Here is a 24,262-nt window from a genome sequence, read left to right as displayed (position 1 = left end):
CCGGGAGGCGAAGGGCGCGCGTCACCTTATGGAGACCGCGCGAAATGCCGTGATCTGAACGACCGATTGCATCCTAACGAGTTTTTTCAGATAGTCAATACTTTTAATCTCGGAGGGCACGAAGAGAAGCCGCTCGCCGCCGTCCATCGAGAAGACGAGGCCGCTGCGCGCGAGGTCCACCGCAGCGAGGTCGTCCACGGGAAACTCCATCCCGGCGACGGTGATGATCACCGAGGCGCCGTCGAGCTCCCCGGGTTCAAGCGGCGCATAACGGGGATCCCGCCGGAGCGCCCCGCTTATGTAGTCGCGGAGTATCGCCTCGAGGCTCTCGGAGGCGTGATGGAACGCGCCGAAGCACCCCCGGACCTTCCCCGCGCGCACCAGGGTGACGAACACCCCCGCACTGCCGTATAACGGGGGCGTGCCGCCGGGGATGACGGCCTCGCACCGCGGCCCCGCAAGCTCCCCGCGCATGACGCAGTGCGCCCATTCGACGAGCGCGCGGGCCCGGGCGGTGCGGGAAAAGCGAGCCCATTCCGCGAGCGTGTCCCCCGCGGGGCGCATCCCCGGGTCGAGGGGCACCATTGCAAGGGTCGCGCAGGCGAGCAGGGCGCAGAGCACGGGGGCGCGGTTCATTTCACGTAGACCGGCGGGTAGTAATCCTTGTAAAGAAGGAAGCTCTCGATAAGCTTGTTCCCGGAGTATTTCTGCCGGTAGACCTGGACGGTGACCCCGCTGCGGACGCGCCTGTTCTCCGTAACGATGGGGACCTCGAGCTCCTCGTCCTCGGTGACGATCTCGTAACGGTGGGGGAGGGCCGAATCGGCCTTTATGTGGATGGTGAGCGTCTTGTCGTTTTCCTCCGCGCGGATTACGAGCTTCCGGTCGTAAGGGTTCTTTATCACCAGGTTTTTCTTTCCGAACTTGATCGTCGCGTCCAGGCCCAGCGGTACGTAGGTCACCGGCTGCATGTGGCGGTGCCGCTCCACGATCGCGCATCCGGCGAGCAGGAGCGCATTGTAGAGCGTGGACGAAACCTGGCAGAGCCCCCCGCCCGGCTCATAGCGCACCTCGTCGCGGTAGAGGACGCGCCCGTTCACGAAGCCGTTCTTCGCCGTCGCCTCACCCACCGTGTCGTTGAAATTGAACGACGACTTGGGCCCGATCACGATGCCGTCGAGCTTCCCGCACGCGATGTGGATGTTGCGCCGCACGTTTTCGTCCTGGTCCTCCACCGAGGTGGAAAACGATGCCACGGTGACGAGGTCGGCGGCGGAGCAGGGGAGAGAGCATCCCCAGGCGAGGAAAGCGGTGAAGGCAATACGGATCATCTTCGAAGCGATTGGTTTCATGCCGGCAGTCTGAACCGGCCCCGTGAAAAAATCAATACATTGTGCACGGGAGGCGCCCAATTCGGCCGCAGCCCCCAATATTTGGTTGACAGCGCTTTCTTCATTTATCCTCTAATGTATCCATTGGTGAGGGATACGATCATGGCCGGTGAAAAGCCGAAATCCGCGAAGCAGCCCGCGAAGGAATTCTGCTCGTACTGCGAGCACACGGGCATCGTCCGCGATCCCTACTACGAGCAGACGGGGGGCATCCCGCTCTCGCCCTGCCCCAAGTGCGTCCTGGTGAAGTGCGCTTGCGGGGGCGTCGCGCCGTATTTTCTCTACGTGGACGAGACGATCCGCGACTGCGAATGCCGCGGCATCCGCACGAAGATAGAGCGCATCAACGCGGTGTACGCGCGCTCAGGGATAGACAAGAAGTTCCGCTGGCGCTCGTTCGATTCCTACGAGTCCATTCACAAGCTCGCCTCCGACGCGAAGAGCGCCGCCTACGACATTGTCAAAAAATTTCCAAACGTGGGGAAGGGCCTTTTCCTGTGGGGAAACCCGGGGACGGGCAAGACCCTGCTCTCGTCCATCATTCTCACCGAGCTCATCATCCGCCACGCGATCGAGGGGCGCTTCATCAAGATATCCCGCACCTTCTTCCAGAGGCTGCGCGCCACCTTCAACGAGTCGTCGGACACCTACGGGGAGGCGGGCAAGATCCAGCAGGAGATGGAGGATGTCGATATCCTGGTCGTGGACGATTTCGGAGTCCAGCGCGACTCGCCCTGGGAGGTCGAGACCCTCTACAACCTGGTGGACGCGCGCTACGAGGGCGAAAAATTCACGATCTTCACCTCGAACAGCAATCCCTTCACGACGCTGCGCGAGCTTTCGGACGGCCGCATACTGTCGCGCATCAAGGAGATGTGCCGCATCATCGAGGTCTCGGGCCCGGATTACCGGGACCGGCTGTGACCGCGCGCGTCTTTATAGGACTGGGCAGCAACCTGGGGGACCGCGCGGAAAACCTCGCGCGAGCCCGCCGCGCAATCGGCGCGCTGGAGGGAACCGAACTGCTGGGCGAGAGCTCCTGCGAGGAAACGGACCCGGTGGATTTTCTCGCGCAGCCGCGCTTCCTGAACCAGGTCGTGTGTATCGGCACCCCCCTTTCTCCGCCGGAGCTTCTCGATGCCCTGCTGGGGATCGAGCGTTCCATGGGCAGGACCCGCGGCGCCCCGAAGGGCCCCCGGATAATTGATCTTGATATTCTTTTATTCGGTGATATAATTCTCCGCACGGATACGCTCACGATTCCCCACCCGCGCATCTGGGAGAGGGACTTCGTGGTCCGTCACCTCGTACAGCTCGACCGGGATTTGCGCGACCCGGTGAGCGCGCGATATTTCAGGGAGGGAACCCATGGCACGGATACGCACCATCAATGACTTCAAGACGGCCCGCAACGAAAAGCGGCCCATCTCCATGATCACCTGCTACGATTTCGCCTATGCGCGGCTCATCGAGCAGACGGAGATCGACACCATCCTGGTGGGCGATTCCCTGGGGAATGTCTTCGCCGGTTATTCCACCACGGTGCCCGTCACCCTCGACCAGATGATCTATCATACGGAGATCGTGCGTCGGGGCGCTCCCTCCATGTTCGTCATCGCCGACCTCCCGTTTATGAGCTACCATGTTTCGATTGAAGACACCATGCGCAATTGCGGGCGCGTCATGAAGGAGACGGGGGCCAACGCCGTCAAGCTCGAGGGCGGGCGCGATTTCGCGAAGACCATGGAGGCGATCACGAAGGCCTCCATCCCGGTCGTGGGGCACCTGGGGCTCACGCCGCAGTCCGTACACAAGCTGGGCGGGTTCACCGTGCAAGGCCGCGAGGAGGACAAGCGGCGCATCATGATCGAGGACGCGAAGACGCTGGAGCAGGCGGGCGTCTTCTGCATCGTCCTGGAAATGGTGCCGGAGGTGCTGGCGAAGGAAATTACGGAGAGCATCTCCATTCCCACGATAGGCATCGGCGCGGGGCGCTACACGAGCGGGCAGGTGCTGGTGATCAACGACCTGCTGGGCGTGGACGAGCGCTTCAAACCCAAGTTCCTGAAGAAGTACGTCAACCTGGCGGACATTGTGAAGGGCGCGCTCGCGGGATACCATGACGATGTCGTCGCGGGACGGTTCCCCGCCGAGGAGCACGCGTTTAAATAATGGCCCGCGCGGGAAATCATTCGCGCGGGAGCCGCTTCCGCTCAAGGGCAGAAAAAAGACCGCCGTGTTTGGCGGTCTTTTTTTCAGGGGCGCAAAAGGTTTTTCAGATGCAGCCGGTTTTTTTCTGAACGTGATGACCTATCTGCCAGACGATGTCCTGCGCCGCGTAATCGAGCTGCTCGTACTTGTTTTCCTCGGTGAGGAGCGCGACGGGGATGTAGTAAAATCCCAGGATGCATCCGCACCATGCGTACTTGCCGGTTTCCAGGTTGTAGCGGCCCGTTCCCACGATCGTGCCGTCCTTGGTGTCGATGATCCGGAACTTGAACACGAGCTTGGTCTTGGGAATGAACACGTTGGTGAAGCTGCGCGCATACATGAACTCGGTCACGCTGCCCACGATTATGTAGTCCGTTTTCGCCATGCGGCCGATATCGGTCATGGCCGCGTCGGTAAGGCCTGTGGCGTCAAGCGATTTCTCCTGTATGATCTTCGAGAGCTGCGACCTCTCCACGATATTGAAATTCGCGATCCTGATTAATTCGCTTGTTATCGCGTCCGCAACGGCCGTGCCCGAGCCGACCGCCTCCGGGGCGTCGGTAAACGGCATAACGGCGACCCTTACCTCCTGCTGGAAGGCCTCCTTGTTCTTGATGAAGACATCCTTTTGAACGGAGGAGCATCCCATCGCGAGAAGCAGCGCGCATGAGAAGAAAACCGGGGAAAATTTATTCATAGCAACTTCCTCGAATTGCGGGATTAATTTCACCCGATCAGACTTTACGTCTGAAACCCATTTATCAAGCATTTTTTATAGCGGAGGGCCGCTTTGCGGGGTTTTCACCCGGAAAACATGGCCAGTTTTTGCATGCCCACGATATGGCGAGACAGGAAATAAGCGCATGATAAATTAAATCCTGTATTTCAATATCCCTTCACTAAAGGATGTCAACTTATGGGGTTACTCACGGCTGGAAAGGAAAAAGCGGTCGCCAGGCAGAAGAAAAGCATCGAATCGGAAGCCGATGCAGCGGGATGTGCGGTTCTTGATGTCGTCGATCTCTCGGCCAATGGAAACGGCACCGGCGGGGTGGTTACCGGGATCTTAAAAGATATTTTCGGCGGGAAGAGCGCCGTGGACTCGGTCTACCTGTTCAGGATGAAAAGGAACAGGTCCGAATTCTGGTATTTCCAGCCCTTTGACGGGTTAAGCCCGTTGCCGGGGGAATTCCACGAAATCCTGGATGTCGTTATACCGGGTCCGGCGGTTCTCAGGGAAATCGGCATATTCTCCAAGCGAAAATGGACGATGGCAAACGAAAGCGAATTCGAGAAATTGTTGAACACCCGGGATTTGATGAAATCGGCCGCGAAACAGATCGAGTGGAGCTGGAAATCGGGATTCACCAGCATCGATCTTAAATGGACCGTCCAGCTCAGGCCGGTGGACGGAACCAGGACGCATCTCGTGATGAAGACGGGGCGGTACGGGGGATTTACGTCGTACAACGTGGGGTTCGCCGTTTACCTGTCCCTGGGCGAGGCGATACGAAAATCGGTGGGCGGAGAAAAATTCGAGGGAGCCTCGGCCTTTATCGAGCCCACGATGTTCGGGCACGTCTTTGATAATTACATTGAAACGAAAGGGAGCTGAATTCGATGAGCACGTTCATGCTGGTGTTTGTTGTTACGGGAATGATCGCGGGACTCGTATTCCTGCTGGCGGGCATCTTCAACTGGAATTCATTTTTTAAGAGCGGCACTCCCTATTATTTGAAAAAAATGCTGGGTGATGCCGGCGGCAGGGCCGCATGCGGCATTCTTGGAATCTTCGCTTTCGCGGGCCTGTTGTACGTGCTTTTGACGCAATAAAGGGAACACCCCGGATCGGGGGTAACAACGCAGGCTTTCAAAAAAAGTAATACGCAACAAAACGATTTATTGAAGGAGCGAATCATGAAAAAGTTGATTGTCGGGGTGGTTTTTCTGTCGGCCTTATTGCTGTCCGTTTCCGTCTTTATCGGCGATGCGCCCGTAATGGGGCCCGCCTTCGCGTCGAATTGTTTCCGATCGGATGTCCAGGAACAATGCTGCCCGGCGGCATGCCAGGTTGAAAAAAAACAGGGTCGCGACAAGGCAAACCAGGTGCTGAAAAACTGTATGGCCACGGTGTTGGGATGCGCCAGGAGCGAGATCGATTCCGCGGATACTTTCAGCAGGTGTGATTGCAACAAGTAGCGCGCACCGCTAGAGGGTGCTCAGTGTTCTCTTTTCAAGTAAATAATCGAGGGAGAAAAGGTGCCGTCGCGCCTGAAGCATGAGCGCGAATACGGTGAACAGCAGCGCGTCGCGCGCCACCAGCAGCCAGCCGATCCGCTCCGGGATCCCGAAACGGGAGAGCTCGAAGCACCCGCAGTCGAAATTCGAGCCGCGCGCGATGTTGACGATGATCGCGACGGAGAATACCGCCATAAGGCACATCGAAAGGAACGAGGCGGCGCGGATGCGGAAGCCCGCCATGAGCAGGGCGCCCAGGATGAGCTCGAGCGACGGGATCACGATCGCGGCGTAGGGGACGAGCGCCGACGGCAGAATCGCGTACATGTCCACCACCCTCCCGAAACCCTCCATGTCCAGCACCTTGAAGATGCCGGAGTACAGGAAGAGCGCGCCGCACAGCATGCGCAGGAAGGCGGTTAATAAATTTCCATAGACGACCGATCGCGCGAAATTGCTCACCATGCCCATGTCACTCTTCCTTGCGCTCCCCGGCGGTTTCAAGCGGAAAGTTTTTTTCCACCCAGGCGGGAAGTCCGCCCTCCAGCACGTATATCGTCCGGGTGTATCCCATGCGTATCAGCCGGCGCGCGAGCGTCTCGGACGATTCGCAGGAGCCCCCGGCGCAATATATCACCAGCTCGCGGGGTCCCTGGAGGCGATCGAAGTGAAGCTTGATCCCCTGAAGGGAGAGCGAGTCCGGTTCCGCGGGTATGCCCAGGGCCCCGGGGACCCGATTTCCCCCGAACTCGGCCGGGTCGCGCGCGTCGACGAAGAGCGCCGTCCGTCCGTCGTATTTCAATTTCGCCTCGGCGGGCGAGATGAGTACGATTTTCCGGTAGGCAAGCGTCTCTTTGCCCATGAATGCGTACCCGCCCGGCAGGAGCAGGTTGAGGCACACGCCGAGCACGCACGCGGCGCAGACGATCAGTGCCGATTCTCCTACAGTCTGTTTCCACGCCTTCGTGTCCGTCATTGCCTGAACCTCAGTTTGGACGATTCCGCTTCCGCTTTTTTCTCGTACTCGCGTATCAGCGCGCGAATCTCCGGGTCGTCATCCGGCTGCGTGTCGTCGGGCAGCCTGAAGGAATTCCTGAACGAAACGATTTTCCCGTCGCGGACCGTGAGCTCCAGGATCCCGATGTGCGCGCCGTTCGAGCCCGCCTGCACGATCAGGGAGCCCGCCGCCGGGAGCGGCGTCCCGATCATGGTCTGGGAGTGCCCGCCCACGATGAGTCCCACCCCGGGCAGCGCCTTTTGCAGCGCGACGTCGTTCTCGTAGCCCGAGTGCGAAAGCAGTATGATGAAATCGGCGCCGGCGGCGGTCAGCGCGGTGATGTCCCTGCGTATCTCCGCAAGCTGGTCGATCACCCGCACGCGGTCGGTGATCTTCGCGGGGTAATATCTGAACGAATCGGGGTGCATGCTGCCGATTATCCCGATCTTCAATCCCCCGCGCTCCACCGCCGTCGCGCGCCTGAACAGGGGCTGCCAGGCGAAGAGGTCGTACACGAGCAGGTTGTCGGACAGGAGCGGCAGCGCATAACGGTGCGCGGTGATGAGCTCGATCCCCCCGGAAAATTCCTGGTCGCCGGGTGCGATGGCGTCGTAGCCGATGCGCGCGTAGGCCTTCACCACGTATTCGGCGAGAAGGGGATCGGTCTCGTAGGCGAAAAAGTCCCCCGTCTCGACGAGCAGCGGGTCGCCGTAGCGGGTCCGCAGGGCCCGGATCTCGGTGGCGCGCTTCACGAGGCCGCCCTTGGGGTCTTCCTTGCAATGGCAGTAGTCAAGGTGCCCGTTAAGCGAATTGGTATATACCACGGTGAAGCTGCCTTCCTTCGACCGCGCGTCGGGGACGCACAGGAAGAACGCGATCGCCAGGGCCGTGAGCATGGTGCGGTTTATGCGCATGGACTACTCCGCCTGCCGGAAGAGGTCTTTGTGGATTTTCTCATATATATGGTACCGGATCATGAGCTCGACGAGCGCCGCGTCGAGCTTGTTGCGCGTGGCGTCCGCCTGCATTATGGAAAGCGTCTTCTCGAGCGGCACCGCCTTCTTGTAGGGGCGGTCAGTGGCCGATAACGCGTCGTAGATGTCGGCGATCGCCATTATGCGCGCCTGCAGGGGGATGGAATCGGCGCCCTTGAGGCCCGACGGATACCCGGTGCCGTCGAGCATTTCGTGGTGCTTGGCTGCGATCTCGGGAATGTTCCTGTATTCCGGGGGCCACGGTATCCGGCTCACGAAGTTGTAGGTGTGCGTCACGTGGCTCTCGATCTCCTTCCGCTCGTCGGGGTTCAGGCTTCCCCTGCGTATGCTGAGATTCGTTTTCTCGTGGTCGGAGAGTATCGGGAGCGGGGAGCCGTCCGGGTGCCTGCACTCGATCGATTCGATCTCCGCCAGTATCTGCTTCAATACGACCGCGGGGTCCTCGTCGGTCACCGTGGGCTCGTTGAGGCGGATGAGCCGGTCCTTTACGCCCAGGATTCTCGCGAGATCGGTTCCCCGCCGCTCCCTGAGCGCATCGATCCCCTCGGGGGGGCCGCCGCGGGCGAGCGCGTCCGCAAGGAGCGCGCCCTCGCGCATCGAGTACTGCATCTCGGTGTAACGGTACAGGTAGTCCATCTTGAGCACCAGGTTCTCGAGCTCCTTGGGGAAAAGCTTTTTGGCCTTCTGGAAAATGGCGAGGTCGATATAAACCTTCCCGAAATCGTGCAGGAGCGCGGCGAACTCGATCTCCTTTATGGCGCTTTCCGAGAACTTGACGTCCGCGAACACGCCCTGGGTCTCGCTGTTGATGGCGTACGCCATCTCCTTGCAGAACTCGGCGACACGAAACGAGTGACCCGAGGTGGCGACGTCCCGCGATTCGATCGCCATCACCGACGCCTTCACGAATTCCTCGAACTGGGTCTGGATCTGCTTGAGCATGCGGTTGTTCTCGATGGCGATCGCGGCCTGGCTCGCGACGGCCTCCATGAGCTTCTCATAGCGCGGCGAAAACGCGACGACCTTGACGTCGAAATCCTCCGGCGTGGAGAGCAGGACCTCGAACGCCTCGTTGCCCGTCATCTTTGTGCTGTTCGCGTACTCCTTGCTGTTGATGAGCTGGATGACCCCGATTATTTCATCCACGTGATTGCGCATGGGAATGACCAGCATGGACTTGGACCGGTAGTTATGCACCTTGTCGAACGACGAGTTGAACGTGACCGGGTCGCTCTTGGATAATTTGTAGACATCGGGGATATTCAGGGTATTGCCTGTTACCGCCACGTACCCCGCGATGGAATTTTTATTCATCGCAAGTACGAATTCTTCGTAGGGGAGGTTCTTCGAAAAAGTGTGGGAATACTTGAACCTGAGCTGTTTCCCCTGGCTCTCCCCCTCCTCGACGACGAAAATTGAGCCGGCGTCCGCGCCGGTGATCTTCTTGCTCAGCATGAGTATCGAGCGCAGCAGCCTGTCGGGGTCTTTCTCGGTGGACAGCGAACGGCCTATGGTGATGAGGTCCTCCTGGTCCTGCCGCATGTCCGTGAGCGTTTCCAGGTACTGGGCGCGCTCGGCGCGAAACCACTGCTCGCCCTCCATGATCGAAAAGGCCTTCTGGATGAGAAACGACGATTCCGCGGCCCCGGCGGGCCTGGTGAGAAAATGCATGATGCGCCGGCGATCGGACTCGTCGGTCCGCGAAAGGTCTTCTTCGGTTCCGGTGAGGATTATTTTGTAGCAGGCATCGGCGTGGCCCAGCGCGGACTCGATCGCGGCGGGGGAAATCGCGTCGCCGGTGTGCATAATCACCAGCAACAGGGCGCCATCGCCCGGGGACGCTTCCCCGGGAAGTCCGGCGGGATCTTCCAGGCGCTCCACGCGGTATCGCGGGAATTCCGCGTCGTCGATGAACCCCCGAGCGCCGTCGGTTATGAGGATCGCATGGTTAATTGTCGCCGTCTGCATGAAAAACCGCCTGGGGGCCGGCCGCGGCGCCGGCCCCGATCACTATCTAGTGCAGATCGGGGTGCGCGTAAAGTAAAAATCCGCCCCGGTGTGATTTTTTAGCGCCTAGTGTACGGGGGCATGGAGCATCTCCGGTTCGGCACGCTCCTCGTTCCATTTGCGCATAAGGTAGTCCTTGTGGTCTTCGAATATCTGCGCCTGGCGCTCCACGACGCCTTCCGCCTCCAGCGAGTTCATGAGCCTGGTTTCGTTCACGAACTGGGCGACCCGTCCGTAATACAGGGGCACCATGAGGTTGATAAGGCGGACCCTGTTCACCTTCCAGTAATGATACGTCGACGCGAGCTCGTAGAGGGCCTTAACCCATATCTCGACGGGGTACGCGAACGCATCGACCGAAAGCCCCGAGGCCTCCTCGAGGACGCGGTAGACCTCGGGGGAGAAGATGGCCTTGTAGAGGGTCTGGAACTGCGAAAAGCCCACCCGGTATTCGTGCACCAGCTTCTCCATGTTGATCGCGACCGCCTCCGGCTCCGTCTGATCCGACGAGCCGAACAGCGGAACCGCGCGGCTGCCCGTGACGTTTTTCCAGAACGGCTCGTAGTGCTCCATGAGGTTAAAGAGTGTCCCCACCACCTGGACGAACATGGGTCCCAGGGACTGCGCGGGGTCCTTCGCGTCGTGGATCTTCACACCCAGGTTCGACTGGCAGATCTTGACGTTGCGCGCAATGGCGTTGATGGTCATCCAGATGTCGATCCCGAATTTCGCGATGTCCGTCGACCAGACGGGCTTGTCCAGGAAGAAGGCCGCCAGGTCCCGCGAGAAGGTGAAGTCGCCGCCTATAGGCTGACGGATCCGCTTCCCGTACACCGCGCGGGTGAGGTTGTAGACAATATTGTTGGTGATGGTGCCGTCGTACTTGTGCCGGGTGTAAATGGGGGCCACGAACTCGTATTCGCCCGACAGCGCGGGCTCCAGGAGCAGGTGCACCCATTCCGGCGAAATGCTCCTGAGGTCCGAGTCCACGACCATGCACGCCTTGACGTCCAGCTGGACCGCGGCCTCGAAGATCGCCCGGAAGGCGCTGCCCTTCCCGGAAACACCACGGTAAATCTGGATGATTTTCTCCTGCCACGGCATGATCTCGATCTCTTTCGCGATGTCGCGCGTATCGTCGGTCGATCCGCCGTCCGAGATGAAGATCACCGCCTTCGCGTCGCGGTAATGGGCGTGCAGTCCCTGCGATACCATCTCGATCACGTTCTGTATGGTCGCCTGGTTGTTATAGCACGGTATGCCTATGAGAATATCGGCCCTGCGCACCGCCTCGAGCCTGCGCAGGGTGAACGGCCTAAGCGCGGTTGAAAATTCCATGTTCATAGTTCCCTTAATTAGTCCCGAATACATCTAACCATTTTTTGCGGCGGAATGCCAGTTTTTTTCCGGACCCCCGCCTTATACGCCGCGGTGAAGGCGCGGATTCGAATCCGCGCCTTCACAAACCGGGGCCACAAAAAAAAGCATCCCGGCGGGTGCCGGGATGAATGTCCAAGAGGCCTCCTGCTCCGGGGCCCTGTTCGGGTTTCCCGGCTGGAGGGAATGCAATAAAGAAAGTATCGCCGGCGCTGATATTAGTATCGCCCGTGACGGCGCTGATTTTTTCACACGCGCACAACAACCGCATGAATCCTGTTCTAAAGGAGAAAGTTTGACAATAAAAAAATGAAATAGACAGATAAAAATATTTGATACCATCCGGACGGTCGACATTTCAATAAAAGAGACGAGCAATACGTGTAAAATGAACGCGTGTTCATTCCGGGATCGGTCCCGGAATGAAATCCGGATTAATTTTCCATTCAGTTTGGGCACCGCCGTCTCGATATTAATACAGGATTTCTGTTATCAAGGCCATGGAGGGCGACGTATGAACAGGATGAAACTATGCTTGGATTACTTGTTAAGCCGGGTTCCCTTGATGGTTTGAAGGGCGCCGCCCTGCCGGTCGATCCTTACAGGGCAGCCGAGTCGCCCGACTCGCAGTCTTCCTTCCGCACCATGCTGGATGCCGCCGTGTCCAGCCCCGTCGAAGTCGAGAAAGCACGCACCAGGGACGAGGGTATGAGCGAATCCCTGCGCCACACGGAGCGTACGGAAACCTCCGCGGAAGCGGAGCACCAGCCCGGGCGCGGGCAGGCCGATCGCGCCGACCGCGCTCCCCGGCAGGAGGCGGCGCGGGAAAAGACCGAGAAAAAGGACGCCCCGGACGTGACGCGGCCGGACGCGAAGGCCCTGGAGCGCATGGCCGGTCATCCCGAAAAGCCGGAAAGCGGGGCGAAAGCCCTCGCAGTGAAAGAGGCTGCCTCCCGGAAGAAAACCGCGCAATCCCGCGCGGAACGTAAAGAGGAAACCCCGGTCGCCGAAAAGCCGCGCGCGAAGGACGACAAGACGAAGCCGCTGGGCCAGGTAATGCAGCAGATCGAGATGGCGCTGCGCGCCGTCCCGGATTCCATAAAGGATGCGAAGGGTATCCGCGAAACGCTCAATGAAGTCAGGGACGCGCTTGCCGGCAAATCCCGGGACCACGGGGCGGAGCCGCTCGAATCGCTCTACCGGCGGCTCAGGGATTTCGTGAAGAGGCTCGAGTCCGGCCGTGAGGACGCGCGCGACAACCGTGAAAAGGCGCTCCTGCCGTCGCTCGCCCGCGAGGCGGCGCGGATCGTGGACGCCCTGGAAAAGCACGTGAAACGCCCGGAGAAGGGAAAAGAGGGCGCACACACGACCGAGGCCCGGGGGGCCGATACCAAGGAACACGGCGCCGAAAAACATTTCGCCGTCCCCGTCAACGGAAAAGAGGACGCGAAGGAGCCGCTGCACGCGAAGGGGGGAGGCCAGCAGGCCCAGCCCGGGATGCAGTTCGCAGGCGCGTCGCACGCGAGGGAGCGGGCCGCGCACCAGGCCGCGTTGCCGCAAAAATCCGTGCTGTTCGACGAGCAGCTCCAGCAGCTCATGCAGGGTGCGAAGCTGAGCGTGCGGGACAACAGGAACGCGACGCTTTCGCTCCGGCTGCACCCCGAATCGCTGGGCCGCATGAGCGTGAACCTGGGCCTGGAGGGCGGGACGCTGGTTGGGCGCTTCCTGGTGGAGAGCCCTGACGCCAAAAACGCGCTCGTGGAGCAGCTCGCGTCGGTGCGTTCCGACCTTGCCGAGGCGGGCATCATGGTGGGGGATTTCCAGGTCGACGTGCGCGGCCAGGACGCGCGCGGCGCGGGCGAGGGGAACTACGACCCGGTGTTCATTCCGCGCGGCGTGCACGAGACGGTCGCGGAAAGCTATGACGGAAATTCGGAGCGCGGTCACGACGGGGCGCTGGACGTGATAGCCTAGCGTAACAATTAACGGGCGCGAACGGGGGTCTTCTATCGGCGCCCGTCCGCAGCATTTTTTTGCGTTAAAAGTCCAGGGGTTCGATGCGCGGGGCCGGGTTCGGAAGCGCGTACCGGTGTATCGGACCCCGATATTCCGGACGGAACGATACGAGGAGCGGAGTCGATGGAAAAGCCGAGCAGCATGTCGCTGGAGGACCTGGCCCGCACGAAGGCCCTGGCCGAGCAGGTGAATTCGAGGATCAAGAAAAAGGACGGGTCGACCAAGGGCGACAACGGCAAGGACATGTTCATGAAGCTCTTGGTCACGCAGCTCCGGCACCAGGATCCCACGCAGCCCATGGCCGACCGCGAGTTCATCGCGCAGATGGCGCAGTTCTCGTCACTGGAGCAGATGCAGAACATCAACACCGCGATCCAGGGAATGAACAAGAGCTCCCGCACCGGGGAGGCCTACGCGCTCCTGGGCCGCAGGGTCGAGGCGATGAGCGCGACGACGGGACAGCCGGTGCAGGACGTGGTCTCGAAGGTGTTCTTTCGCGACAACGAGATACGGCTGCTCGTGGGAAAGACCGAGGTGGGGCTGGCCGACATCCACGCGGTGCTGCCGAACGAGGAGCCGGCGAAGCGCGCGGTCCCCTCCGCGGTGAAGGGGGGAGTCCGGGGTAATTTTTTCGTCACGGGCGCGATTAATGAGGCTAAAGCGGACGCGATTAATAACGATATTAATAAGGACGGGCCGCTCAAGGCCTACGAAAAGTCGGAAACGAAGGCGCCCGGGACCGATACGGGCAAGTAAATAAAAATCTACGCTGTCAGGAGTTGACGCCTTATGATGAGATCACTGTTTTCCGGGGTATCCGGTCTCAAGAATCACCAGACCAGGATGGACGTGATTGGACACAATATCTCCAACGTGAATACCTATGGTTACAAGACCACGCGGGTGACCTTCCAGGACATGCTCTCGCAGACGCTCTCGGGGGCCGCGAAGCCGGAGGAGAACAAGGGAGGCGTGAACCCCAAGCAGGTGGGCCTTGGCATGACCATCGCGTCGATCGACCGGCTTTTCACGCAGGGAAGCCTGCAGACCACCGGTAACCAGACCGATCTCGCGATCTCGGGCGACGGCTTCTTCATCGTGAGCGAGGGCGGGAAAAACTACTACACCCGCGCCGGCAACTTCGCGCTGGACAGGGACGGGAAGCTCGTGAACCCCGCGAACGGGCTGCGCGTCCAGGGCTGGCAGTCCCAGGTGACCGAGACCGGCGAGCGCAAGGTGTTTCCGACCGGCACGCCCGAGGACGTTATCGTCCCGGTATATGGCAAGGTGGACGCGCGCGAGACGACCTACGTCCGCTACAAGTGCAACCTCGATTCCAAGCTACAGGTGGTTCCGCCCACCGCCGACGGCAAGATGCGGGCCGCGGAGGGTGTCACGACGAACATTGACGTGTACGACAAGCTGGGCGATCCGCACCGCATGACGCTCAACTTCTGGAAGACCGGCGCCAACGAGTGGAGCGCCAGTGCGGCGATCACCGACGGCCAGGGAATAGTGACGCTTGACGTCCCGGGGGGCGCGAACCAGGCGGGCGGGGCGAACCTCTCGAGCCGCATGAACCTGCGCTTCAGCCCCGAGGGGAGGCTGACGTCCGTGTCCGACGACGCGAGCCCGGACGAATTAAACCAGGGAGATCTTGTGGTCAATTTGAACTACCGGGTGAAGGACGATCCCAACGTGCGCAGCATTCGCCTCGACCTGGGGAAGGCCGGCCTCATGAACGGGGTTACGCAGTTCTCATCCCCCGCGACCACCAAGGCCGTGGAGCAGGACGGCTACGCCATGGGTTACATGGAATCGTTCAATATCGACAACTCGGGCATGATCACGGGCGTGTATTCCAACGGTACGAAGCAGCTCGTGGGCCAGGTGGCCATGGCCGCGTTCACCAATCCCATGGGACTCACCGCCTCGGGTGAAAATCTCTTCGAGGTTTCGAACAACTCGGGACGGCCCATCGAGGGGCCCGCGGGCGAGGCGGGGCGCGGGAAGATCATCGCCGGGACGCTTGAAATGTCGAACGTGGACCTGTCGGACCAGTTCACCGACATGATCGTGACCCAGCGCGGCTTCCAGGCCAATTCGCGCACGATCACCACGAGCGACCAGATGCTCCAGGAGCTTATCAACCTCAAGAGGTAAGTATCGGTCCTGAACATCGCTTTTATATTTGTTGCTTTCTCCGAATGCTGATACGATAATCGTATCAGCATTCGTGCCTTGGAGACCGCCATGTCACCGCTTCCCGCCTCGTTCCCGGTTTTCATCGTACCCCCTCTCCTGAGCCTGCTCGTCGGATTGACGCTCGCGGGCGTAGCGGTGTTCAGGGGCGCTTTCCGGCGCGAAAACGTGCTCTTCGCGCTCGTGTGCGTCTGGTGGACGATGCTTTCGCCCATGTTCATCCTCCACCACTTCATCGCCGACGAGGGTCTCATGCTCGCCCTGGAGCGGGGGGCCCATTTCCTGTTCGTGTTCGTCCTGCCGGTGAACCTGCTCTTCTATCATAAAGTATTGGGGATACGGCGGCCGGCGCTCGAGGCGGCGGCCTTCGCGGTAAGCATGGCGGTGATGATCTCTACACCCACGGAACTGTACATACGGGGCCTGTACCGCTATCCCTGGGGCACAATCGCGGTGGGCGGCGTCGCCTTCCAGGTTTTCGGGGCGCTCGGGATCGCGGCGCTCGTATACGGCATTGCGATCTGCGTGCAGAGGCTTCGCGCGGAGCGCAATCCCGTGGCGCGCACCAAGGTATTCTTCCTGCTCTTTTCGCTCAACCTGATCGCCCTCCTGAATCTGTTGAACATTCCCGCCATGCTCGGGTACGATCTTTACCCTGCCGGGAATTTCATGTTCGTGCCGCTGCTCATCATGGCGTACGGCGTGTTACGCTACCGGCTCCTGGACGTGCGCAGCATCCTTCATCTTACCATTATCTGGGTCGTGACCTCGTGGGCGATCGTGCTTCCCAACGCGCTCGTCTTCGCGCTTGTCTGGCCGCTCGTCGCGGCGGCGCACCCGGCGTGGGTGTTCCTGCTCGTCGCCGCGACGTTTTTCCTGAATCTGCTGTATTACAGGAGAATCCAGCCGGTCATCAACAGGGTCTTCAACCGGCAGCGGCAAAACCTGCGCGCGATCGAAATCCGGTTTGTCGAAGACATGGCGTTCCTGAGGGGACTGACCGAATGGATGAGCGGGTTTGAGGACGTGCTCAAAAATGCGATCGGGTGCGGGCACGCGGACGTCTACCTTCGCCCGGTCGCGTCGCGCGGGTTCGTCAACGTCCGCGGCGGGGGTATCGAGTTGCCGGGGGTGATCGGGGAATGGTTTACCGGCGCGAACCACATCGTCATGAAGGACATGGTCGAGACCAACCCGTACTACGCCGCGGTGAAGGACGCGTTTCTCGACCTGTTCGGAGGGGCCTCGGCCGTATGCGCGGTCCCCCTGGTGCAGGAACACACACTGATCGGGATCGCGCTGCTGGGTGAAAAGCTCAACCTGAAGCCCTTTTCCATCGACGAGGTGCGCTTCATGAACGGCGTGCGCTCCGCGGCGACCATCGCCCTCGCGAACTCGATCATGTACCAGGACCTGAACGACATGAAGGAAAACCTCGCGCGGATGGTGGATGAGCGGACCGCAGAGCTGCGCACGAAGAATTTCCAGATGACCTTCGAGCTCAAGGTGGCAAAGGACGTGCAGAAGCTCATCCTCTCGCCCGCGCTCCCCGATGACGCGCGCGTGCGCGCGGCGGCGCGCGTCCTTCCCTTCATGGAAGTGAGCGGCGATTTCTACGACGTGGTCCGGCTTGCCGACAGCAGGGTCGCCGCAGCCGTGGTGGACGTATCGGGCCACGGGCTCCCCTCGGCCCTGCTTACCTCGATGATCAAGACCGATCTCGAGAACAGGCTCGAGAAGCCGGGCGCGACGACCGGGCAGGTCTGCACGCTCCTGAACGCGAACCTTGCCCCTACGCTCATCGAAACGGGCTTCTATTTCACCATGTTCCTCGCGATCATCGACATCGAGGGCGGGGTAGTCGAGTATACGAGCTGCGGGCATCCCCCCGCGGTCATCGCGGGCGCGGGAGGCGCCGCGCGGGCGATTACCACGGACGGGTTCCCGATCGGCGCGATGCCGGGCGCGGTGTACCGCAGCAACCACGCGACACTTACGGAGGGTGACAGGCTCGTGCTCTATACCGACGGGCTCACGGAGGCGCGCGGGGAGGACGGCGGGTTTTTCGGGGAATCCAGGCTGACGGGCGCGATCGAGGAAACGGGCGATCTGCCCGTGAAGGATCAGCTGAACCTGCTGCTGCGCATGGTTGAAACGCACCTGGGGGGCGGGTCCGCGCGCGACGACATTACGCTCCTGATCATTGAAACGGGAGATCCCGCGCGCCCCCGCCGGAAAGAGAGCGATATGGACAGGGCGAAGGCGCTCTTCCGGGACAAGGGCTACAAGGAAGCGCGGATCATCGTCGAGGAGACGGGACTGGCCGCGATGGACGCGCCCGACCGCCATTTCGCCGCGCGGGTCTACCTGGCCTGCGGGGATATTGAGCACGCGCTGTACTGCGTCACGCGCGCGCTCGAGCTGGACGGGGAAAGCCGCGAGTACCTCTACTTCAGGGGCATGACCCTCTACCGGCTGGGCCGCCGCGACGAGGCGCGTGAAGCGTTCGCGGAAATTTTCGAAAGGGATCCCGGATATAAAAACGTGGCGGAGCTTGTTGAAAAGCTGTCGGATGGCGCATAACCGTCGTAAAACCGGTCCGGTAGACGCCGAAAAACCGGTAGAGACGCGATTAATCGCGTCTCTACCGGTTTTTCGGCGCACCCATCCTATTTAACGGCGTCCCGCGGTTCACCCGCGCAATCGATTCACACCACCAGGTTTTCCGCGACGATTTCGGTCAGGTAGCGGACCTCCACGTCGAGGTCGTACCCCGACCTGATGGTCTCGAGCTGGGAGATGCAGTTTTCGCAGGCCGATACCACGACCTTCGCGCCCGTGGCGACGATCTGGTCGCGCTTGGGCTTCCCGGATTTTATCCTGAAATTCTCGTTGTCGAGCGCCACGAGACCGCCCCCGCCGCCGCAGCACCAGTTGAATTCGCGCGTGGGGCTCATCTCGCGGTAGTCCTTCGCGAGAATCTGGAGTATCTCGCGCGGTTCCTCGAACACGCCGCCGTTGCGTCCCAGCTGGCACGGGTCGTGATAGGTGACCGGGGCAGTGAGCGCCCCCTCTTTCAATTTGATCCTTCCTTCTTTCAGGTACCGGTGTATCAGCTCCACAATGCTCGTGACCTTGAAGGGCAAGGGGCCCAGCATGAATTTCGGGATGCGGTAGGCGGTGCCACATTCCACGATCACGACCTCCTTCACGCCCAGTTCCTTCGCCTCGTTCACCACGCGGTTCGCGATGAATTTCATCTTCTCGGGGTCTCCCAGGAACTGCCCGAAGTTCACGGCCTCGAAAAATGACAGGGTCCAGTCCTCTTTCGCGGCATTGAAGATGATCGCGGGATTCACGATGGAGCGCGCCCCGGCGAGCGCCACGTAGAGGATGTTCGCGTTCTTCTTTTCCATGGGGATCACGCCCTCGGGGGAGGGCAGTCCCAGGCGCTCCTGGACCTGTTTTTCAAGATCGTAGATGACAGAGCGGTAGCCGTCCTTGAACTCGGCGATGCTTTTCCCCTTCTCGACGGCCGCGTCGGATAACATGAGGAGCTCCTCGGGGGCGGTGCCGTTTTCGATGAGCAGCACCTTGGCGATGCCCATGATGAGTCCCGTATCGATGCCGAAGGGGCAATGCATCACGCAGCGCCGGCATCCCGTGCAGGAAAACGCGGCGTCCAGGAGCTCGTCCATCACGCGGTCGTCCAGGTCCGTGGCCTCGCCCCACGAGGGAAGAAATTTTCCGGACGGCCGGAAATATTTCCGGAAGACCTTGCGCACGACCTCGGCGCGCCCGACGGGGGAGTATTCGCGCTTGTGAATGCCCTGGATCACGTGGCAGGACTCGTAGCAAAGCCCGCAGCGGGTGCACAGATCCAGGTAGTAGCGCATCGGTTTGGTAAGGCGTCCCCGGATCGCGTCCTTCATTCCTTGCAGTTTTTCAGGTTCCATGGCTATTTCCTCTTGATGGAGAGTGCGGGGAAAATGAACGCCGCGTGGATCATCTTGGTAAAGGGGAACATGATGAGCACGAGGTTCGCGAAGAACAGGTGCAGGATGAAAATGATGAAATGCGGGGAGGCGGTGATCATCACGGGCATCCTGGGCTTGAGCGCGAGCAGGCTCGAGAAGTAGACGCGGTAGTCCCCTACCGGGATGTTGAGCGCCGTCATCCCGTAGCGGTCTGCCATGTGCAGGATGCTCCCGAACAGTATCGTGAAAAACAGCAGCAGGAGAAGCACATAGTCCTCCATGACCGATATTTCCCGGTGCGGGGTATGCAGCCGCCTGAACAGGAAATAGATGACGGAGACGCCTAGCGTGACGCCTAACGCGCCCGCGCCCAGGAACACCTCGTGCGGGATGGACCGAAGCACGGGGATGTCCCCCGCGAGCTCAAGGTGTCCCAGGAACACCAGGGTGAACGCGGCATGGAAGAGCACCAGGAAAAACCAGAACGGCTTCGAGCCGCGGAACGCGGCGGGTATAGTGAAGGCTTCCTTCAACAGGCCCAGGGTTTTCGACTTTTCCATAGGAAACACGGGCAACCTCCCCGGGATCCCCGGAGACCGATACACCACGATGAATTTGAAAATGATGCCCAGGATGAGCGTCGCGAAGGCGATGTACACCATTGGCACCATGACGAAATAGGAGAAAAATTCCCACATAGCTCCCCCCGTAATCCTGATAATTTGAATTTACTTCCCGCGGTCTCGCGATCGCGGGAAAATATGTGCCTATCAGGCGGAACGCAGACCGCTCACCCGCTGCGCGCAGGGCTTGATCAGCGCGTCGCCCGGATGGGAATGTTCTACCGGGAGCGAATCGCCAGTCCTTGCGGTTTGGCCTTCGCGGCCGGTTATTTCAGCTTCTTGATTATAAATTTTGCGGATTTTTCTTCTTTAACGATCTTCACGAGCTCGTTGCCGCTGGATTTCGCCCAGGCGGGGAAATCGGCATGCGCCCCGGGGTCGGTGGTTTCGGCTTCGATCACCTCACCCACCTTCATCTTCTTGATCTGCTGGCTCACCTTCACGACGGGCATGGGGCAGGCGAGTCCCTTGAGATCCATCTTAACGTCAATTTTGATTTCTTCGCTCATGATTCGCTCCTTGCGGTTATGGTTTGATCGGAATAATAATTCTTCGCTCGTATAATCTCACGGAACGGGGACCGGGTCATCCGGCACCGGCCGCTGCCGGATGCCGCGGATGAGAGATTTTCACCGTTGCCCGGATCAGGTCCCGCCCGTGGCGCGCGCAACTGCCCGTGGTCAGATAAACAACTGGATCTTGCTGTTACCCGCTTCCGCGAGGAACGAGGCGACACCCACGAACTCGACACCCGGGTAGTCTATCATTTCTTCAGGCTTGAAGCCCATGAGGCTCATGGACATCTCGCATATGAACACTTTCACCCCGAGCTCGGCGGCGAGCGACACCATCTCGTCCAGGGACGCCACGTTCTTCTTCTTCATGAGGTATTTCATCATGCCGGTGCCCATCCCGGCCATGTGCATCTTCCCGAGCTTGACCTTGCCGGTTCCCTTGGGGAGCATGAAGCCGAACATCTTTCCGAAGATGTCCTTGCCCTTCGCCTTCTTCTTTTTATCACGGAGCGCGGGGGTCGCCCAGAACGTGAAGAACATCACTACCTCCATGCCCATCGCGACCGCGCCGGTGGCAATGATGAATGCGGCCAGGAGCTTGTCCAGGTCGCCGCTGAATACGACCATGGAGAGCTTGTTTTGCGAGCCTTCCTTTATTTCTTCCACCTGCTTTTTAATAAGTTCGAGTTCCTTTGAGGGATCCATACGTCCTCCGGGGCAGATATTTAAGTATTTCAGATGATATTAATGTACTACACTTTTGCTGTCAAACAAAAAAAATAATGCCGAAAGGACAAAATTCAAGCGTTAGCACGCGATGGAGGTCCCCAATATTAAAGTGTGCCAATTTTAGGGGCTAAAGTCAAATTATTTCCGCGGCGCGTGTTTCAGGTGACAATCGACTGGCCGGCACGCACATAGGAGAGCGCCGGGTGGGCGGAGCTTTTATTCCGTTTGAGGTGGGTTCCATGGAACCGGGTTCCGGCGCGCGCGAGGGGCACGCCCTTTTCGACGAGCTCCGCCTCCGAAAGATGCACGGCGACCGGGTCGCCGGGCTCGCCGTTCAGGTCGACGATGAAGATTTCCGGTCCGCACGCTATGATCCTCTCCATGCTTTCGCACCAGAGCGTATCGGCGGAGTAGGCGAGCGGGCAGGATGCGCCCTCGTGCATCGTAAAGCCGTAGGCCTCGACGAAATGCTCCATGCGGTACAGGCGCGTCTCACGGCCCGCGAGGAGTATGGGGTTCGTGACCGATATATCGGTCCACATGATTCGCGCCCGAATCCAGTCGATGCACGGGTGCGCCGTGCCGAGCGCCATCTCCGTGAGCGCGAGCAGGTAGTCCCGTCCGCCCCCCGGGACGAAGACCGAGCGTCGCCGCGTGTCCCCGTCGCGTACGCTTTGAAAAAAAAGCCCCAGCGCCAGGAAGGGGAAGCCGAAGCAGTGGTCGCCGTGAAGATGCGAGATGTAGATGTCTTCAATGGCGGGGGGCGCGATGCCTTCCCGGTGAAGCGAAAGCATCACGTCCGGCGGCGCCTCGACCAGCGCGGTTCCGTCCACGAGGAAGGCGTTATATGGCAGGCCGTCGTTGACCGCGCCGCCGTTTCCAAGAATGAGTATACCCGCCATAGAGCGTTATCGGACCCCTTCCGCACCGCGCGTTCCCGCGCACAGGTGCCGCAGGAAAAAGTCGATCTCCATCCTGATAGTTTTCGCGAAAAGCCTGCCGCGGTAGACGTCGAAGTGCCCGCAGTCGAGCGCCGCGAACTCGCCGCGCGGCATGCGGGCGGCGGCCTTTTCCACGGCGGAGGCCGGGATAAGGGAATCACGGCGCGCGCAGATTACGAGCGCGGGACACGCGAGCCTGCGGGCGCGGCGCACGGGACGGTAAAAGGGAACCTGGAGCATGATTCGCGCGGGAGCCTCGTTCCGCCAGCGGGAATCGGCCGGGAGGAGGCTCGTATAGCCGGGCAGGGACTCGGGTGTGTTCATGAGGGCGAAGCAGCCGGGGCCCCCCACGATGGGGACCGTATGCGGGGCCCTGAGCGCCGCGGCCGCGCCGAGATCGCGCAGGCCGTGCAGGAGGCTGCGCGCGATGAATCCAGCGGAGAACATGCGCATGGTGGCGCGACCGTCAACGAAGGGAATCTGCGCGACGATGGCAGCGATATTCCCGTCGCGCACGGCCGCCTCGATCACGTGGCCCCCGCTGAACGAGGTACCCCAGAGCGCGATCCGGGAGGCATCGACGCCCGGAAGCGAGCGGGCGCAGGCGATGGCCGCGCCGTAATCCTCCACGTGGCGCCACGGGTTAATCAGGTTGCGCGGCTTCCCCGCGCTCCCGCCGAAATTCCGGTAATCGAACACGAGGACGGCGAACCCCGCCGCGGCGAAACGCCCGGCGTAGGCGGCAAGGCCGAACGAGCGCTCGGCGCCAAGTCCGTGTGCCATTACGATGACGGGCGGGTTCGTATCGGCGGGCGTATAGAGCGTCGCCTCGCAGGGGGCGCCCCGGCTTTTAAAGACAAGCGTGTTCGTGTTTACGGCCAGGCGTTTCCGGGGCGTACGGGGCGGGTTCATCGTGTGGCCTATGGTAGTATCGGCGCCCGAAAATCCCGGCGGGCGGAATCAGGGGCTTCCGGGGCGGGCCTTCCCGGAAAAATACGCGGGTTTGCCGTGCGATTTTTTCCGGGAAAAATAATAAAGGCAGGTCGCGCGCCTGCCTTTATGTGCGTCGTCGCGTCCATGTGCCGGGAACGGTTTAGTGACCGTGCGCCTGGGTGCCCGCGTCCGGGGCCTTGGGGGCCGCGCAACTGGTAATCCTGAGCAACTTGTACGGCCAGCAGAATCCGCCGATCGCGGTGAAGAACATTGCGCCGCCGGCCACGAGGAGTGCGAGCGTGCCCAGCCAGCCGGGCGAGAGAATGATTATCTGAAGCAGCAGTCCGATGCCCACGAGAATCCGGATATATTTGTCCGCGGGCCCTACGTTCATGGTCATATCGATTACCCCTTTCGCTGGATGATATTTATCGACAAGTGCTGGTACAAATAGTTGAAAACATGGCGATTTTCCGCAAGTACATTTTCTGCCGGCCACGGTCCATCCGGGCGTGCCCCGCGCGGCGGGCCTGGTGGATCGCGCGGTCTGCATCGTCTCCATGCGGTCGGCGTAGGTTTTCATCTGTTCGTCGAAGGCGGCTTTGTAGGTGCCCGTGGCGGGCGTGCCCCTCGCGACGATTGCAGCGTCATGCAGTTGCATCGCACATGCGCTCATGCTCATCTCGCTCTACTCCCGTCGCTCGGGTCGGGCTGCTGCGGGCTGCGCTTCGCTCCGGTCGCGGCTAACGGCTGCCGCGACTGCCCCTGCGCATGACGTACAGGATGTACTAATGCCGGCGTTGCGACAGGAGGTCGCGCCTTTAGCCGGCCCCTCACGCGTTGCGCGGGACGCCTCACGGCATATTCCCGTTACACACTGGCAGTGTATGCTTTCACGAGGGAGAAAGGCCTGCGTGGCCTCTCTCCCTCGTGGCTCCCACTCTCCCCGCTCCTCAAGCGGCGGAGGGCCTAACGCCCGAACTCGCCTCGCCGGCTATCGCCGGACTCGGCTCAAACAAGCGGGCTAATAAGGTTTGCCGCTGACGCGGCGATTTAGGTCTTTTCTCCCGTTCAACGATGTCACGAGTTCTGCTTTCAGCGGAGTTACCG

At 60.7% G+C, this 24,262-nt stretch carries 25 protein-coding genes; 10 read left to right on the top strand and 15 right to left on the bottom strand.

The window, feature by feature from the left end:
* Positions 1 to 21 precede the first annotated feature (21 nt).
* Entirely contained in the window at positions 22 to 636 is a 615-nt protein-coding gene (locus tag EPN93_20225; protein TAL30152.1) for an AMMECR1 domain-containing protein, read from the bottom strand.
* Positions 633 to 1,352, bottom strand: coding sequence for a hypothetical protein (locus EPN93_20220; protein TAL30151.1), 720 nt, complete (start codon positions 1,350 to 1,352; stop codon positions 633 to 635). Before EPN93_20220 ends, EPN93_20225 begins: the two co-directional genes overlap by 4 nt.
* Positions 1,353 to 1,466: 114 nt before the next feature.
* On the opposite strand from EPN93_20220, the gene zapE reads away from it, so the two are divergent.
* Genes zapE through panB form a run of 3 tightly spaced genes read left to right on the top strand, consistent with a single transcriptional unit; the run spans position 1,467 to position 3,563 of the window.
* Entirely contained in the window at positions 1,467 to 2,315 is an 849-nt protein-coding gene (zapE, locus tag EPN93_20215; GenBank protein ID TAL30150.1) for a cell division protein ZapE, read from the top strand.
* Positions 2,312 to 2,785 (top strand): 2-amino-4-hydroxy-6-hydroxymethyldihydropteridine diphosphokinase, encoded by a 474-nt coding sequence (gene folK / locus EPN93_20210; GenBank protein TAL30149.1) that lies wholly within the window; start codon positions 2,312 to 2,314, stop codon positions 2,783 to 2,785. Before zapE ends, folK begins: the two co-directional genes overlap by 4 nt.
* On the top strand, positions 2,769 to 3,563 hold the full coding sequence (gene panB / locus EPN93_20205) for a 3-methyl-2-oxobutanoate hydroxymethyltransferase (GenBank protein ID TAL30197.1): 795 nt from the start codon (positions 2,769 to 2,771) through the stop codon (positions 3,561 to 3,563). Before folK ends, panB begins: the two co-directional genes overlap by 17 nt.
* Before the next feature lie 103 nt (positions 3,564 to 3,666).
* Here the strand turns inward: panB and EPN93_20200 are convergent, their stop codons facing one another.
* A complete protein-coding gene (locus EPN93_20200; protein ID TAL30148.1) occupies positions 3,667 to 4,371 on the bottom strand; it encodes a hypothetical protein in 705 nt (234 codons plus the stop codon).
* A gap of 147 nt (positions 4,372 to 4,518) precedes the next feature.
* Between EPN93_20200 and EPN93_20195 the strand changes: the two genes are divergently transcribed.
* The 3 genes from EPN93_20195 (at position 4,519) to EPN93_20185 (ending at position 5,801) form a co-directional block, all read left to right on the top strand.
* Positions 4,519 to 5,217, top strand: coding sequence for a hypothetical protein (locus tag EPN93_20195; GenBank protein ID TAL30147.1), 699 nt, complete (start codon positions 4,519 to 4,521; stop codon positions 5,215 to 5,217).
* A 5-nt stretch (positions 5,218 to 5,222) separates the two neighbouring features.
* A complete protein-coding gene (locus tag EPN93_20190; protein ID TAL30146.1) occupies positions 5,223 to 5,435 on the top strand; it encodes a hypothetical protein in 213 nt (70 codons plus the stop codon).
* An 84-nt stretch (positions 5,436 to 5,519) separates the two neighbouring features.
* On the top strand, positions 5,520 to 5,801 hold the full coding sequence (locus EPN93_20185; protein ID TAL30145.1) for a hypothetical protein: 282 nt from the start codon (positions 5,520 to 5,522) through the stop codon (positions 5,799 to 5,801).
* 9 nt (positions 5,802 to 5,810) lie between these two features.
* Here EPN93_20185 and EPN93_20180 read toward each other — a convergent pair whose 3' ends face one another.
* From EPN93_20180 to EPN93_20160, 5 genes are all read right to left on the bottom strand, one after another.
* A complete protein-coding gene (locus tag EPN93_20180) occupies positions 5,811 to 6,311 on the bottom strand; it encodes a DoxX family membrane protein (protein TAL30144.1) in 501 nt (166 codons plus the stop codon).
* A 1-nt stretch (position 6,312) separates the two neighbouring features.
* Positions 6,313 to 6,816: a rhodanese-like domain-containing protein gene (locus EPN93_20175; protein ID TAL30143.1), complete on the bottom strand. Its 504-nt coding sequence runs from the start codon at positions 6,814 to 6,816 to the stop codon at positions 6,313 to 6,315.
* Entirely contained in the window at positions 6,813 to 7,751 is a 939-nt protein-coding gene (locus tag EPN93_20170; protein ID TAL30142.1) for a hypothetical protein, read from the bottom strand. The genes EPN93_20175 and EPN93_20170 overlap by 4 nt, the downstream gene beginning before the upstream one ends.
* Before the next feature lie 3 nt (positions 7,752 to 7,754).
* Positions 7,755 to 9,800 (bottom strand): GAF domain-containing protein, encoded by a 2,046-nt coding sequence (locus EPN93_20165; protein ID TAL30141.1) that lies wholly within the window; start codon positions 9,798 to 9,800, stop codon positions 7,755 to 7,757.
* A gap of 105 nt (positions 9,801 to 9,905) precedes the next feature.
* Positions 9,906 to 11,177: a glycosyltransferase gene (locus tag EPN93_20160; protein TAL30140.1), complete on the bottom strand. Its 1,272-nt coding sequence runs from the start codon at positions 11,175 to 11,177 to the stop codon at positions 9,906 to 9,908.
* A gap of 570 nt (positions 11,178 to 11,747) precedes the next feature.
* Between EPN93_20160 and EPN93_20155 the strand changes: the two genes are divergently transcribed.
* From EPN93_20155 to EPN93_20140, 4 genes are all read left to right on the top strand, one after another.
* Positions 11,748 to 13,190, top strand: coding sequence for a flagellar hook-length control protein FliK (locus EPN93_20155; protein TAL30139.1), 1,443 nt, complete (start codon positions 11,748 to 11,750; stop codon positions 13,188 to 13,190).
* A 165-nt stretch (positions 13,191 to 13,355) separates the two neighbouring features.
* On the top strand, positions 13,356 to 13,988 hold the full coding sequence (locus EPN93_20150) for a hypothetical protein (GenBank protein ID TAL30138.1): 633 nt from the start codon (positions 13,356 to 13,358) through the stop codon (positions 13,986 to 13,988).
* 33 nt (positions 13,989 to 14,021) lie between these two features.
* Complete coding sequence (gene flgE, locus EPN93_20145) at positions 14,022 to 15,395, top strand: flagellar hook protein FlgE (GenBank protein TAL30137.1); 1,374 nt, start codon at positions 14,022 to 14,024, stop codon at positions 15,393 to 15,395.
* Between the two features lie 90 nt (positions 15,396 to 15,485).
* Positions 15,486 to 18,017, top strand: coding sequence for a tetratricopeptide repeat protein (locus EPN93_20140; GenBank protein TAL30136.1), 2,532 nt, complete (start codon positions 15,486 to 15,488; stop codon positions 18,015 to 18,017).
* Between the two features lie 125 nt (positions 18,018 to 18,142).
* Here the strand turns inward: EPN93_20140 and EPN93_20135 are convergent, their stop codons facing one another.
* The 7 genes from EPN93_20135 to EPN93_20105 all read right to left on the bottom strand — a co-directional run bounded on the left by EPN93_20135 (position 18,143) and on the right by EPN93_20105 (position 23,834).
* Entirely contained in the window at positions 18,143 to 19,390 is a 1,248-nt protein-coding gene (locus EPN93_20135) for a (Fe-S)-binding protein (protein ID TAL30135.1), read from the bottom strand.
* 2 nt (positions 19,391 to 19,392) lie between these two features.
* Positions 19,393 to 20,109, bottom strand: coding sequence for a hypothetical protein (locus EPN93_20130; protein ID TAL30134.1), 717 nt, complete (start codon positions 20,107 to 20,109; stop codon positions 19,393 to 19,395).
* A gap of 191 nt (positions 20,110 to 20,300) precedes the next feature.
* A complete protein-coding gene (locus EPN93_20125) occupies positions 20,301 to 20,543 on the bottom strand; it encodes a sulfurtransferase TusA family protein (protein TAL30133.1) in 243 nt (80 codons plus the stop codon).
* Between the two features lie 171 nt (positions 20,544 to 20,714).
* Complete coding sequence (locus tag EPN93_20120) at positions 20,715 to 21,254, bottom strand: NADH dehydrogenase FAD-containing subunit (protein ID TAL30132.1); 540 nt, start codon at positions 21,252 to 21,254, stop codon at positions 20,715 to 20,717.
* Positions 21,255 to 21,436: 182 nt separating this feature from the next.
* Entirely contained in the window at positions 21,437 to 22,180 is a 744-nt protein-coding gene (locus tag EPN93_20115; protein TAL30131.1) for a hypothetical protein, read from the bottom strand.
* Between the two features lie 6 nt (positions 22,181 to 22,186).
* Positions 22,187 to 23,131 carry an alpha/beta hydrolase gene (locus EPN93_20110; GenBank protein TAL30130.1) on the bottom strand — a complete coding sequence of 315 codons (945 nt, stop codon included), beginning with the start codon at positions 23,129 to 23,131 and terminating at the stop codon, positions 22,187 to 22,189.
* A gap of 181 nt (positions 23,132 to 23,312) precedes the next feature.
* Positions 23,313 to 23,834 (bottom strand): DUF2892 domain-containing protein, encoded by a 522-nt coding sequence (locus EPN93_20105; GenBank protein ID TAL30129.1) that lies wholly within the window; start codon positions 23,832 to 23,834, stop codon positions 23,313 to 23,315.
* Positions 23,835 to 24,262: the final 428 nt, after the last annotated feature.

It is taken from the genome of Spirochaetota bacterium (genome assembly GCA_004297825.1).
Lineage (GTDB): Bacteria > Spirochaetota > UBA4802 > UBA4802 > UBA5368 > FW300-bin19.
Note: the sequence above shows the minus strand (reverse complement) of the source record. Positions and strands in the feature narration are given on the sequence as shown.